Annotated in this window: 13 protein-coding genes; 1 reads left to right on the top strand and 12 read right to left on the bottom strand. The window is 65.2% G+C overall.

Features of this window, described 5'->3' with window-relative positions; genetic code table 11:
- Nucleotides 1-29: 29 nt before the first annotated feature.
- From AC1Q7H_RS27965 to AC1Q7H_RS28020, 12 genes are all read right to left on the bottom strand, one after another.
- A complete protein-coding gene (locus AC1Q7H_RS27965; protein WP_492381958.1) occupies nucleotides 30-1,079 on the bottom strand; it encodes a Rieske 2Fe-2S domain-containing protein in 1,050 nt (349 codons plus the stop codon).
- A gap of 49 nt (nucleotides 1,080-1,128) precedes the next feature.
- Entirely contained in the window at nucleotides 1,129-1,668 is a 540-nt protein-coding gene (locus AC1Q7H_RS27970) for a DoxX family protein (protein WP_492381959.1), read from the bottom strand.
- Between the two features lie 60 nt (nucleotides 1,669-1,728).
- Nucleotides 1,729-2,253 (bottom strand): hypothetical protein, encoded by a 525-nt coding sequence (locus AC1Q7H_RS27975; RefSeq protein WP_349606159.1) that lies wholly within the window; start codon nucleotides 2,251-2,253, stop codon nucleotides 1,729-1,731.
- Nucleotides 2,254-2,318: 65 nt separating this feature from the next.
- Nucleotides 2,319-3,395 (bottom strand): porin, encoded by a 1,077-nt coding sequence (locus tag AC1Q7H_RS27980; protein ID WP_492381960.1) that lies wholly within the window; start codon nucleotides 3,393-3,395, stop codon nucleotides 2,319-2,321.
- Between the two features lie 319 nt (nucleotides 3,396-3,714).
- Entirely contained in the window at nucleotides 3,715-4,410 is a 696-nt protein-coding gene (locus tag AC1Q7H_RS27985; RefSeq protein WP_492381961.1) for a GntR family transcriptional regulator, read from the bottom strand.
- 1 nt (nucleotide 4,411) lies between these two features.
- Nucleotides 4,412-5,263 (bottom strand): amidohydrolase family protein, encoded by an 852-nt coding sequence (locus AC1Q7H_RS27990; RefSeq protein WP_492381962.1) that lies wholly within the window; start codon nucleotides 5,261-5,263, stop codon nucleotides 4,412-4,414.
- A gap of 59 nt (nucleotides 5,264-5,322) precedes the next feature.
- Nucleotides 5,323-6,426: a zinc-dependent alcohol dehydrogenase gene (locus AC1Q7H_RS27995; RefSeq protein ID WP_492381963.1), complete on the bottom strand. Its 1,104-nt coding sequence runs from the start codon at nucleotides 6,424-6,426 to the stop codon at nucleotides 5,323-5,325.
- Nucleotide 6,427: 1 nt separating this feature from the next.
- Nucleotides 6,428-7,225, bottom strand: a complete 798-nt coding sequence (locus AC1Q7H_RS28000; RefSeq protein ID WP_492381964.1) for an amidohydrolase family protein — start codon at nucleotides 7,223-7,225, stop codon at nucleotides 6,428-6,430.
- A gap of 7 nt (nucleotides 7,226-7,232) precedes the next feature.
- On the bottom strand, nucleotides 7,233-8,486 hold the full coding sequence (locus tag AC1Q7H_RS28005) for a Rieske 2Fe-2S domain-containing protein (protein WP_492381965.1): 1,254 nt from the start codon (nucleotides 8,484-8,486) through the stop codon (nucleotides 7,233-7,235).
- A 71-nt stretch (nucleotides 8,487-8,557) separates the two neighbouring features.
- Nucleotides 8,558-8,866 (bottom strand): hypothetical protein, encoded by a 309-nt coding sequence (locus tag AC1Q7H_RS28010; RefSeq protein ID WP_492381966.1) that lies wholly within the window; start codon nucleotides 8,864-8,866, stop codon nucleotides 8,558-8,560.
- Between the two features lie 23 nt (nucleotides 8,867-8,889).
- Nucleotides 8,890-10,107, bottom strand: a complete 1,218-nt coding sequence (locus AC1Q7H_RS28015) for an acyl-CoA dehydrogenase family protein (protein WP_492381967.1) — start codon at nucleotides 10,105-10,107, stop codon at nucleotides 8,890-8,892.
- A gap of 103 nt (nucleotides 10,108-10,210) precedes the next feature.
- The gene (locus tag AC1Q7H_RS28020) at nucleotides 10,211-11,350 is read right to left on the bottom strand and encodes a WD40/YVTN/BNR-like repeat-containing protein (RefSeq protein ID WP_492381968.1); all 1,140 of its coding nucleotides are present in this window, start codon (nucleotides 11,348-11,350) and stop codon (nucleotides 10,211-10,213) included.
- Between the two features lie 283 nt (nucleotides 11,351-11,633).
- Here AC1Q7H_RS28020 and AC1Q7H_RS28025 point away from each other — a divergent pair, with 283 nt between their 5' ends.
- The gene (locus AC1Q7H_RS28025; protein ID WP_492381969.1) at nucleotides 11,634-12,596 is read left to right on the top strand and encodes a PDR/VanB family oxidoreductase; all 963 of its coding nucleotides are present in this window, start codon (nucleotides 11,634-11,636) and stop codon (nucleotides 12,594-12,596) included.
- Nucleotides 12,597-12,623: the final 27 nt, after the last annotated feature.

Genomic DNA, 12,623 nt, shown 5'->3' on the forward strand with positions numbered 1-12,623 from the left:
TCGTCTCTGAATCCGTGGGGTGGGAACAGTCAGGCCGGCTCGGCGACCGGTTGCTCGTCGGCCAGCAAGCGGGCGTAGATTTCGTTGTAGCGGACGATCGGCTGGTCCATCGGCAGGAGCACGTACTTGCGGTCCGGCGAGCGGTGGATCATGTCCTGCTGGGCCTCGATCATGGCCTTGTCCTCCTGGAACGCCGCGTCGGCAATGCCGAAGCAGTGCTGCTTGAGGTCGGCGGCGGCGGCCCACGGCCCGAAGTTGAAGAAGAAGCGTGACTTGTTCTTGCTGATCGGCGTAATCATCTGGCTCGTGCAGCGCTTGAAGATGGGCGTCTCGGTCACTTCGCCGCCCTCGTTGCGCTGGAGCACGCCCGGCTCGTAGGAGGTGATGGTCAGGACGAACACGCCCGGCACCAGGAAGAGGCTGACGACGCGATCGTCCGACGGGCGCGCGCCGAAGTACGGATTGGACTGGCGGCCGAGTTGCCAGCGGTCGGCGAGCACGCCGCGCTCCAGTTGTGTCACGCCGCGCTTGGTCTCGCTCTCCTTCATCATCTTGAGCGCGACCGGGTCGCTGGCGCCGAACGTCGCCTCGTGGACGAATGGCGCGTGGGAGAGGTCGAGCAGATTGTCGGAGATCAGCTCGGCGTTGACGTCCATGTCAAAGGTGGAGCACTCCATCGCCCATTCGGCATTGTCCGGGCCGATGATCGGAGGCACCAGTGACACATCAGCCTTCTCGGGCTCGCCCATCCAGACCCACGCCGCGCCGTGCATTTCGACGATCGGATAGGCACGCACGCAAACGCGCGGCGAGATGCGCTCCTGGCCCGGCACTTCCGTGCAGCGCCCGTCCGGCGCGAACTTGAGGCCGTGATACATGCAGCGCAGCTCATCGCCTTCCTTGCGCCCGACCGACAACGGTGCCAGGCGGTGGCAGCAGCGGTCTTCCAGCGCGGCCAGGCTTCCGTCGGTCTTGCGATAGATGGCCAGCGGCTCATCCATCACGGTAAAGGGAACGATGGCGTCCGCGTTGAAGTCCGTGGACCATCCGACCATGTACCAGCAATTGCGAAGGAACATTTTTTACTCCAGATTGTGTTTGGGAATGGATATCCGCCGCGCGCAACGATCACGTGCTATGGCGTTCTTCCTGGCAAGAAGCAAAGACTGTCGGTAGCCGCTTAAAGTCTTCGAGACTTCCCAACGATGCCCTGCACGTCAGCATCGGCAGGTAATAGCGCAGGTAGGCCAGGATCAGGATCAGGTTCAGGTAAAGGCACCACACGCTCATCGACATGCTGAAAATCAATCCGTACCGGAGATTCAGGACGATGGCGTTGAAGAACACCATGAAGGAGATCGGCAGCGTCATCGCCAGTGCGAACGGCACGAAGAGATCAAGCAGGAGCAGCAGTCCGGCCAGCAATTCGCATGCCTTGACGATATCGAATACCCCGGTCTCGAGCAGGGTGACAAGCATTGCATTCGATGCCGGCAAGGTTCCAAGCGGTTGCGGAAAGATTGGCGGAAATCCCCAGTTCGTCAGCCAGTGGCTCAGCCCGCTGTTGATCATCCAGGCCCCCAGCGTCAGTCTCATCAGGGTGAGCATCATCCGGCCGATCAAGGCGGCGTCGATCTTTGCAATTTTCACATTACCCAGCACATTCATTTGTCTTTCCCCAAGTTGCAACTTCCAACGGAATATCCCTGTTGGTGTATGCTCGAAGCCTCATTGGCCGCTCGCGCGTCCTCCGTTCATGGCGATTTGCGCCGCTACCGGCTCGGCAAGAGCTGCCGACTTCGCGACGGCAGCGCCGCTTGCCGCGGACAGGATGAATCGTTTCCTTTCGGCAATCCGGCCGGTGTAGGCGCCCGTCTTGAACACGTCGAGCACTTCGATGGCTGGCTCTCCACGCGCCGCTTCCACGCGGTGATAGACGGCGACCACGAGGCCTTCGGCGATGACCTGCTTGATTTCATGGCGGATGGGCGGACCATCGCGCAACTCGATGGAGCCCGGGTTGTGGTCGACCATCTTTGGCGAGAAATAGCCGCGTGCGGCTTCTACTCCCTTACCGTCATCGTAGGCCTGTTTCATGTAGTTCAGGACGATAACGCGTGGCAGCTTGCCGACACCAGGGCCGTCGTCTCCGTACCAGCGCGGATTGAAATGAAGGCTGTACGTGAACGACAGCGTGATCAGTATCCCCACGCAGATGGAGATGACATTGGTCAACTTAGACTTCGATTTCATATGCAAACTCTGCGAGAAAATTATTCGGAAGCGGCCGCCGATCATGGCCGACCCCAGGAAAGCGGTCAAAAGCGATGATAGATGCCCGCGCCTAATGCGTTGACGCTCTCGTGCAATTGCGTCGGCGCGCCAAGCCCCCCGGGAGGAAAGATCGTTTGTTTTGACGATCCCCGGTTATCCAGTCGCTTGAAGAAGGCATACAGCGTCGTACGCTTCGACGTTTCGTACGTGTAGCCGATCGCCCAAGCGCGGACGTCCGCCGTCGCCGTCGTAGAAGGGAGGCCATCCGGCACACCGCTATCGCGCGCGCCGTAGCCGAGCTTCAGATTGCCCGCCGCGCCAACCGGGATGGTCGTACCCACCTGCCAGGCCGAATCGTGGGCGGCACCGAGCCGGTAACGCAGTTGATAGGTGGCATACAGCGTCGCCCATGGGGTCTCATACGAAGCTGCAAAGGCGTGCTCGAGCGCCCGGCTGGTGTCGGGCGTCAGGTTTGTAGTGCCAGCCGCCCGCGCGAAGCCGTAGCCCGCTTGCAGCTTGTTGCCCGAATACAGCAGCGTGACGATGTCGTAATTGCGATTGACAGGCGTGCCCGCGTTCTCACTGAATACGTGCGCCGCGGAAACGGTCACGCCACCGAATGACGGCGAGTTGTATCGGAGGGCGTTGTCGGCCCGCGCCGGATCGTTGAGCGGATTGAACATCCACGGGTTACTTGTCTCGCCCGTGAGTGATGCCGCCACAGACCCTGGAGCCATCAGCACCGGATCGAAGATCGCGGAAAAGTCATAACCCGGTGTCGGTTGCCGGCCCGCGGAAATCTCGCCATAGGTCTTGCTACGCATGCCGACCGTGGCGCGGCGACCGAACAACCGGCCGCCCTGGGCATTGGTCCCCGTATCCATGTTGTAGCCGCCTTCCAACACGAAAGCCGCCTTCAGGTCCGCATTCAAATCCTCCTCACCGCGCATCCCCCACCGGGACCCGGCCAGGCCGCCGGAGTTCAGGCTCGTCACGCTTTTCTCGGAATTGCGGAAGTAGCCAACGAAGCTGTCGGCAACCCCGTACATCGTGACGCTGCTGGCCGAAGCCGCAAGGGGGAGGAAACCGGCTACCGCTATCCCGGCGAGTCTTTTGTCCACATCGTCTCCTTCTAGTCGTTATGTTCTTGCCAGCGGCGTACCGGCTGGCAGGGTGGCTACAACTCTTGCCAGCGGCGACATAGGCCGCTGCGTCTGAAGGTGCTTTCGTCCTGAGAGGATGCGGCTCCCCGCTCCCGTCAGCCGAAATAATATTCAATTTAGTATTGCGAATCTTATACAGCGAATTCGCCGCCATCAATCTTTTCTTTGGGGTCACGGGGTAAACCCCGTTTCCCGCCGCGCAACGCTGGAGTCCGGGCGAGCGCGGGCCCCGTCCGTGCGGCGGCGGACGGGAGACCTGCGGCGCGAAAACGTGACTTCAGAGACCTCTCGCGGTCAGCGACGCCAGCAGGCGCTCCTCCACCGCACTGCGATCGCGTCCGTAGGCTTGCAGCAGCGCGGCGCGGTCTTGCGCGGCCAGCGTCTCGACGAGGTGGTGCTCCGGGTCAGCCGGAAAGCGATAGCCCGCGATATCTGGCGAAGCCAGCGCCCGGTAGCGGTCCGTCTGCCGCATCAAGCGCATCACTTCGCGCCTGAGCACAGAATTCGGCGACAAGGCGAAGATGGCCCCATGGAACGCGCGGTGCGCGCGCACCCAGGCAGCGCGGGCACCCCCTGTGAGATAGTGGTCGAGCAAGGCCAGCCTGGCGCGCAGGTCGGCAAGTTCTTGGACATCCGGCCATCGTACCGTCGACAATAGCTCGGTTTCGAGCAGGTGGCGGATGCGATAGAGCTGGCGTGCCTCGCAACTGGACAGCGGCGCGACATGGAATCCGCGATTGGGGTCATGCCGGACAGCCGCCTCGGCCACGAGCAGGCTGAGCGTTTCCCTGACAGGCACGCGACTGATGCCGAAGCGCCGGGCCAGGTCCTGCTGCCGCAATTGCTGTCCGGGCGACAGTTTGCCTTCGTTGATCAGCTCGCGGATTTCGGCCGCGAGCCGCGAAGGGATGTCGGGGGCCGTCGCACGAGGGGCTGGCGCCGTGGGCGGGGCAAACACCTCGCGCCGGCCCACTTCAGCGGCCTCCCCAGTACACCGCGCGCGCGGTGTCGTGCAGCACCTTGCCCTGGTCGGCCGCCGAGAGCAGCGACACCGACTCCTTCGCCAGGGCGACCATCTGCGCGTAGCTGCCCTTCGATTGCGCGACGTCCGACCCCCACATCACGCGATCCGCTCCGAACTCACGCACCACGCGCTCGACCATTGGCGACGCCGACATCTGCGCCGCGGCGAGCTTACCCAAGTTGATCATGGAGTAAAGCAGATACACATTGGGATGTTCAACCATCTCCAGCAGGGGTGCGTCGACCCCGTGATCCGGCGCGCCGCTCTCACCGGCGATATTGGAGAAGTGATCCAGTACCACGCTGGTCTGGGGAAATCTCGCAAGCACCGGCTTCAGCGCCTTCAGGCATACCTCGCGGTTCCAGCGGTAGAAGTGCAGGCGCACTGATCCGCCCAGCTCCGACACGGCCTCCCATGCCGCCATTGCCTCGGGCGAAGCAAACCATGACGGGTCGGCGCCTTTGAACGGCTCGGTCAGACGGATGCCGACTGCGCCCCGCTCGCCGACCCAGTGCCTCACCTGCTTGCGGATGTCGGGATCGAGCGCGTCCACCATTCCCAGCGCGCGCAAGCGTTCCGGGTAGCGCGCCGCGGCATCGCACACATAGGCATTGTTGAAGCCGTAGATATGCGCGCGCTGGACGGCCAGCGCACGTTCGATGCCCTGCTCGTCCATCAGCGCGAGCAGGCGCTCCACCGTCACGGGATTGTCCAGCGCGCCGGGTTCCAGCTCGCCGCTCAGCGGCGACGGCGGATACCGTTCCACGTCGGCGGAAATCAGGTGTGCATGACTGTCTATCATCGGCTATATCTCCTCTAAATGCTGTTGGTTCGGCCTCGCCAGTAGGTACACGAGACCGCTCATTTCCATGGGTCCACGGTCACGTGGATAGCGCCCTCCACGCCCTTCCCGGCCGTAGCCAGGATTGCCTCGTGGGTCTGCGCCAGCCCGAAGGTGTGCGAACACACCTCGTCGAGCGGATACCTGCCCGAGGCGATGTAGCGCAGGGCGAGTTCCACAGCCGCGTAGCTGCGTCCGCGCGGGGCGCGTACGGTCAAGTAGCGCTTTTTGATCTCCCCGATTGGCACGCTTTGTTCCAGGCCATTGAGGCTAAGATATGCGCCCTTGGCTGCCAGTCCGACAGCCAACTGCGCCACCTCGCCAGTCGGATCGCCGGTGGTATCGACCACCACGTCGACGCCTCGTCCCTTCGTCAGGCGCATCACCTCCGCATGGAGATCCTGGTTCTGCACGTCGATGGCATGGTCGGCGCCCAGCCGCAGCGACAGATCGAGCCGGCTGCGGTCGCGCGTCATGCCGGCCAGGATCACCGTCAGGGACCCCGCGGCCTTCGCCGCGAGCACGCAGCCCAGCCCCTGCTGTCCGGGACCAAACACCAGTACCGTCTTGCCGGGCCCGGCGCCGCCGTCGTTGCAGGCCCACTGCACCCCGTTGCCGAACGGCACCGCCAGCGTGGCGTGGGCAGCCGGCATGTCCGGCGGTATCACGTGCATCACGGTATTCAGGGGCAGGTGCATGTACTGCGCGTAACCGCCCCACAGGTGCGGGGCGATGGTGCAGGTGGACATGCCGAAACGCAGCGTATTGAGCCGGTCCTTCACATTGAAAAAGTCCACCTCCATGCACAGGCGGAAGTCGCCCTTCATGCACCATTCGCAGTGCCAGCACGGCAGATACTCATGCAGCGCCACCCGGTCTCCTGCTTTCACGCCCCAGCGCTGCTGCGCGATCGGGCCCAGCTCGACGATGGTGCCGACATTCTCGTGCCCCATGATGACGGGGGCATGGCCGGGCTTGCGGTACGTCTCCGGGTCGCTGCCGCCCACCCCGCTCGCCTCTACCTTGAGGATGCCGGAGTCCGGCTGCACCTGCGGGTACTCGAACTCCCTCAACTCGGTCGTCTCGACATCGGTCTTGACGGCCGCCAGTACTTTCCTAGTCATGTCAGGTTTCCTTCCAGAACACGCGGCGCGCGGTGCCGCCTAGGACGGCATCACGAACCGCGGCGGGATGGTCGAGCAGGCATTCGCGGACCAGCGCCAGCGCGTTGCCATACCCCTCGCGACTGCTCACCACCGGGAAATCGCTGCCCCACATCAGGCGCGGGGCGCCGAACGCGGCGATGGCGGCCTCAAGCAACGCGGCCGCGGCGGCGCCGAATGTGGGCCCGGCGCGCAGCGCGGTGGCGGCACGCGGCATCAGTTCGCCTAGGCCCGGCACCTTGAGACTCACATTGTCAAAGCGGGCCAGCCGCAACACGGTGTAGCGCAGTTCGCCGTCCGCCTCGGTCTCCATCGGCTTGCTGGTATCGCCCAGGTGCTCGAGTACAACGGTCAGCCTCGGCACCGCTTGCAGCAGATCAGCAAAGGCGGGCGCGGTAAATGCCTCGGCATTGCCGACGCAACTGACCGCCAGGCCGCAAGCTTCCGCGGCCTTCCAGATTGCCAGCGGATCGTCGCCGGGTGAGCGGGCATTGGGACGCAGGCGCACGCCGGCGGCGCCTTCGTCCGCCAGCCTCGCGAGCACTTGCGGGGCGTCCGGCGCGGCTGGGTCGATCCACACCACGCTGGCGAACCGGCCGGGGTGCGCGCGGACGCAGTCTGCCTGGTAGCGGTTGTCCACCTGCCCGATCATCTGCGTCAGCACCGCGCGCGCCACGCCGTGGCGCGCCATCTGGCCGAGCAGCGTTTCCACCGGCTCGTACCACACCGGCGAGACGTGCGCGTGGCTGTCGATCAGCATCGCCGCGTCAGGCCGTCAGGGCCACGTCGGGATTGAGCGGGACTTCCTGCTTCCAGGTGCGCTCGTTGCTGAAGATCACCGTGGCCGCGCGGATCTGCGGGAACGGGATCGGCGCGGTCAGCACGCTCGGCACCTCGCCCCGCTCGGCCAGCGCGCGCGCGGTGCGAATCATCTGCCGGCGCCAGGCCACCACCGCGACGTCGGACGTGCCGAGGTGCTCCTTGGTGCGGTCGAGGATGCGGCCCTGCGTTTCGCTGACCGCGTGGTCCTGCGTCAGGATGCCCTTGATGCCCGACATCGACCCAGTCTTCATCAGCTCGCGGTCCTGCTGGTACCAGTTGTCGATATTGAGCACCTTGCGGAAATTCTCGTCGACCCAGTGGCCGCCTTCCTCGATCCGGTACGCGATATCCACCGGCTGGCTATCGTCGAAGAACCACTGGATATGCCAGGTCGACTCGTCGTCGCGCGGCACGAAGGCGTTGGCCATGCGGCGGTTCTTGCGCACGCCGAAGCCGTCGGGCGGGATCAGCGTGAAGAACGGCAGCACCACTTCGGTCACGCGCGCGTGTAGCTTGCCTTCCTCGCGGAAGTTGCGCACGCCGGCGTAGCGCAGGCCGTACTTGGTGTATTCGACCTCAATCTTCGGCTGCAGGTCGCGCTCATGGTCGTACTTCGCGGGCGCGCTCCACGGCTGCTCGCGATGCAGCACGCCGGCATGCGCCGAGTCGATGGTGCCTTCGACCGCCTGCGCGTAGTTGCAGTCCTCCAGCACCTTGAACGGCACGGCGTTGGCGGCGGGGTACGACAGCCACTCGAATTCCGGGAACTGCGGCTGCTCGCCGGCGGGGCCCATGTAGGTCCAGATCACACCGCCCGCTTCGCGGGTGGGGTAGGCCTGCGCGCGAATGCGCGAGCAGAAGGCGGAGCCGGACGGCTCGGTCGGCGTATCCAGGCAGGTGCCGTCGGTGGCGAACTTCCAGCCGTGGTAGAGGCAGCGCAGGCCGCCGTCGGAGTTGTCGCCCAGCGCCAGCGACGCGCGGCGGTGCGGGCATTGCTCGTCGAGCAGGCCCACCTTGCCGTCGGTATCGCGGAACGCCACGAGGTCTTCGCCAAGCAGCCGCACACGCACCGGCTTGCCGCCGGGCTCGGCGATCTCCGACGCCAGCAGCGCGGGAATCCAGAAGCGCCGGATCAGGTCGCCCGTCGGGGTGCCGCGGCCAACCTGGGTCAGCACATTGTTGTCTTCGCGAGTGAGCATAGGTCCTCCTATCCTTAAATCTGTGTATCGTCTTTGTGGGGAAATATCGCTGTGCGCCGGCTTCAGTCGTTTCAGTCCAGAAGCGCGATGGCACGGCTGAGGCGTTCCCGGGCGGCAACGGTGTCTCCGTCGTTACCGACCAGGTCGTGTGCTTCGATCACCAGGGAGCGCATGGCCTCCAGGCGCTGCAACTGCTGCGCGCTGCGGCCGTCGCGCGCGGCATGGGCGACGTCGGCGTCGAGCAGGCGCCAGACTTCGTCCAGTTCGGATTCCCGGTAGATCATGTGCTCTACCTCGCGGGAAACCGCCATTCGCTCGCAGAGCAACGACAGCGTGGCCGCCGAGTAGTCGTCGATGGAAGTCAGGTCGTCGGCATGCATGGGGCTCTCCACTCTGCGCGCCGTTACCGGCCCTTGGGGCCAAACTTCGAAGGCTGCAGGCCGATGACCGCACGGCCGTAGCTGGTCATGGCGCTGTCCCAGGTAAAGGCGAAGTGCTGGGCGGCCGAGTTCACGTCCCGCCAGATCCGCTGCAGTTCGGAGCTGTTGTAGATGCCGGAGCCGCCGGCGGCCTCGAACAGCGCGTTCACTGCGTAGCGCGCCTTCTGCGCGGCATAGGCCCAGTCGCGCGGAATGCGTGCCCAGTCGAGATCACTGATCGAGCGCGGATCTTCCGCGTTGTCCACCCGGCGCGCATCCTCGCGCACGACGGCCAGCGCCGCGTCGATCTCGGCCACCGATTCCGCCACCCGAGAGAACGTCGCGGACTGCTCGGCCGCCTGCTCGCTGCTGAACGTGGCAAGGCGCGCCGCCAACCCTTCCGAAAACGACCGCACCGCGGCACGCGCCATGCCCAACGGTGCACCCACCAGCGAGAACGGCGTCACGTTCTGGAACGGCATCCGGTAGATCGGCGCGCGCACCGAGCCGGTTTCGTCGGCCATGCCCGACATCATGTCCTTCACGGACACCGAGCGATGCGCAGGAATGAAGGTCTCGGCGATGCGGATGGAGCGGCTGCCAGTGCCTCGCATGCCTGCGGTGAACCAGTCGTCGACGATCTCGATGTCTTCGCGCGGCACCACGAAGAAGCGCGGCTCCGGCGGCTGGCCCTCGCGCTGCACCGCATTGCCGACGATGACCCATTGCACGTGGTCGATGCCCGAGCAGAAGCGGCCGTCGCCGTTGACCAGCCGGTAGCCGCCCTCGACTTCCGTCACGGTGCCGCCGAGGCGGAAGACGGTGGCGGTCAGCACGCGCTCGGCGCTCATCACTTCACGCTGCGCTTCCAGCGGGAACAGGTTCAGCATCCAACTATGGCCGGCGAGGACGCCGTACACCCAGCCGGTCGAGCCGCACGCCGAAGCGATCTCGGCGGTCACGTCGACCAGCGTCGCGAAGCCGAGCTCCGAGCCGCCGAACATCTTCGGCGTGATCACGCCGAATAGGCCGGCGTCCATCAGGTCCTGGATGGTCTCCGTGGATACGATGCGCTCGCCTTCGGTCCGGTCGGCGCGCGAGCGGATGCGATCATGCAGCGCGCGCGCTGCCGCCACGGCGGCGTCGTGGCTAGGCAGCACGGACACGCTGCCGGGGGAAACTTCCAGGGGGAATGTGCTCACGTCTTGTCTCCTGTGTGAGGACGCATGCCGCCGCACCGCGCGCCGGTGACGCCGCGGCGAGGCAAGGCTCGTCGTTTCTGAATGGTTCAGCCGGGGGCGGCCGTCAGGTGCCAGTGCGCATGCGGTCCTCCACCTTCTCTCGCTCGTCCACCTGCAGGAACCAGCGGTAGTGACTGCCCTTCGAGATCGGCGGCAGGTCGTCGGCGATGGTCTGCCAATGCTCGCCGCCGTCTTCGCTGGCGTAAGCCTCGCCGGTCGCGGTACCGGCCAGCAGCATGACCTGGTCGCCCCAGTGATAGAGGCCCATGCCTTCGATGTTGCCGATGACTTCGGCCGGCAGGCCGTTGCGGATCTCTTCCCACGTGAGGCCGCCATCGCGGCTGCGCAGCACCGTGGCGTCGGCGCTGCGCTTGGCACCCCACTCGCGCGGCGCGTTGCCAGGGCCGCCGAGGTACAGCACGTTCTCGTCGCGCGGGTCGATGAACATGGCGTCGGGATAGCCGATGCGGTCCGAGCGCGTCATCAGGTGGGTCCAAGTCGCCCCGGCGTCGGCGCTATAGTGCAGGCCTTCGCCGCCGCACATGAAGAGCTGGTCCGGGTTCGACTGGCGGATCAGTACGCGATGGTTGTCGTGATAGAACTTGTCCTGCTCCGATTCATAGCTGCGCGGCTCGCTCCAGGTGGCGCCATCGTCCGTCGTCTTCAGCAGCGCGCCCTGCTCGATGCAAACGTACAGCGTTTCCGGTTGCGCCGGGTGGAAAGCCACGTTCTTGACGTGCGCCACATGCGGCGGCGGCGGGAACGTCCACTTGTCCTGATCCGGCACGGAAAGCATGGCCGTGATTTCCACCCAGCTCTCGCCCAGATCGTCGCTGCGGTACAGCGCCGAAGGCTCGGTGCCGAGGTACAGCACCACGCGTCCGTCACGCGACTGCGCCGCCAGCGTGTAGACATGCTCGCTCTTCAGGCCGTTGCCGCGCGGCTCCCAGGTGAGGCCTTGGTCGCGGCTGACCCACATGCCGCCCTTGCCGTGCGCCCCGGCGAACAGCAGCCCCGACTGCGGTTCGTACAGCAAGGCGCTCACGTGGCGATCTTCCAAGGCCGAGCGGGTCCGCTTCCATGGGGCGCCCTGCCCCGCGCGCTCGAATACATGCATGCCACGCAAGGTGGCGACGAAGAGCTGGGTGGCGGGGCCGCTGCCATGTGTGACCGTGCCGCCGTTGCAAGAGAGGACTGCGATCAATTTGTTCTCCATTCCATGTGACGCGGACCGTGCTGCTGCGCTGCACGATGCCGTCGCCTGTTTCCGCCAGTGATGTGACCCGTTGTGCCGATGCCGGGAAAGTCCTCTCATCGAGAGGCTTTGACTTTTTTCTTGTTAGTCGAAATAATATGCAAAAAAGAATTTCACGTCAACGACGAAGCGACCGGATACCGGCTCTACTGCCACCCCGCCCGCCTCGGACGCCAAGCGCCGGCAGGCACACGCCCCGCCACATCCCTGAATGTCGTCACTGGAGACACACATGAACGACCTGCCCCCCTCCACGGGCGCCCTGCTGGAGCTGCGCCTGGAGTCGATTCAATTCCTGGCCCGCGACACGCTGCTCTATGCCTTTGCGTCCCCGGTCGGCGCCACGCTCCCGCCCTCCGAGCCGGGTTCCCATATCGGCCTGCACCTGCCCAATGGCCTGGTGCGTCAGTACTCGCTGCTCGAAGGCGGCCGGGAACCGAGGCGCTACCAGGTGGGCGTGAAGCGCGACCCGAAGAGCCGGGGCGGTTCCAGCTTCATGCACGAGCAGTTGCGCCCCGGCGCGGTGATCAAGGTCGAGCCGCCGCGCAACAATTTCCCGCTGAACGAGGAAGCCACCCATTCCGTGCTGATCGGCGGCGGCATCGGCATCACGCCGATCCTGTGCATGGCAAGGCGCCTGAAGGCGCTTGGCCGCTCGATGACGCTGGTGTATTCCTGCCGCGACCGCGTCGACGTCGCCTTCCTGGAAGAACTGGGGAGCTACGAGAACCTTCACCTGCACATCGATACGGAAGCGGGTGGCGTACTCGACATCACGGCGCTGGTCGCCACGCAACCGGCCGATGCGCACTTCTATTGCTGCGGCCCGGGCCCGATGCTCGCGGCGTTCGAGGCGGCCACGGTGCAACTGCCGCCGGCACAGATCCATGTCGAGTACTTCACCGCGAAGCAGGAGGCCGCTCTGGACGGCGGCTACACGGTGGAGTTGAGCCGCAGCGGCAAGTCGCTCCAGGTGCCCGGCGGCAAGACCATCCTGCAGGTGCTCAAGGAGGCCGGCGTCGAAGTGGCGCACTCCTGTGAAGAAGGCGTGTGCGGCGCCTGCGAAACGCGCGTGCTGTCCGGCATTCCCGACCACCGCGACGCCATCCTCTCCGACCCGGAGAAGGCGGCCAACAACACCATGATGATCTGCTGCTCGGGCTGCAAGGGCGAGCGGCTGGTCCTCGACCTGTAAGTCATCCCATCCAAACCGGAGACATCC

This window comes from Cupriavidus sp. GW823-FHT06D04, assembly GCF_058795055.1.

Bases quoted from the DNA above. Each gene is read 5' to 3' on its own strand.
- AC1Q7H_RS27965 (WP_492381958.1), bottom strand. From the start codon at position 1,079: ATGTTCCTTCGCAATTGCTGGTACATGGTCGGATGGTCCACGGACTTC.
- AC1Q7H_RS27970 (WP_492381959.1), bottom strand. From the start codon at position 1,668: ATGAATGTGCTGGGTAATGTGAAAATTGCAAAGATCGACGCCGCCTTG.
- AC1Q7H_RS27975 (WP_349606159.1), bottom strand. From the start codon at position 2,253: ATGAAATCGAAGTCTAAGTTGACCAATGTCATCTCCATCTGCGTGGGG.
- AC1Q7H_RS27990 (WP_492381962.1), bottom strand. From the start codon at position 5,263: ATGATAGACAGTCATGCACACCTGATTTCCGCCGACGTGGAACGGTAT.
- AC1Q7H_RS27995 (WP_492381963.1), bottom strand. From the start codon at position 6,426: ATGACTAGGAAAGTACTGGCGGCCGTCAAGACCGATGTCGAGACGACC.
- AC1Q7H_RS28000 (WP_492381964.1), bottom strand. From the start codon at position 7,225: ATGCTGATCGACAGCCACGCGCACGTCTCGCCGGTGTGGTACGAGCCG.
- AC1Q7H_RS28005 (WP_492381965.1), bottom strand. From the start codon at position 8,486: ATGCTCACTCGCGAAGACAACAATGTGCTGACCCAGGTTGGCCGCGGC.
- AC1Q7H_RS28010 (WP_492381966.1), bottom strand. From the start codon at position 8,866: ATGCATGCCGACGACCTGACTTCCATCGACGACTACTCGGCGGCCACG.
- AC1Q7H_RS28025 (WP_492381969.1), top strand. From the start codon at position 11,634: ATGAACGACCTGCCCCCCTCCACGGGCGCCCTGCTGGAGCTGCGCCTG.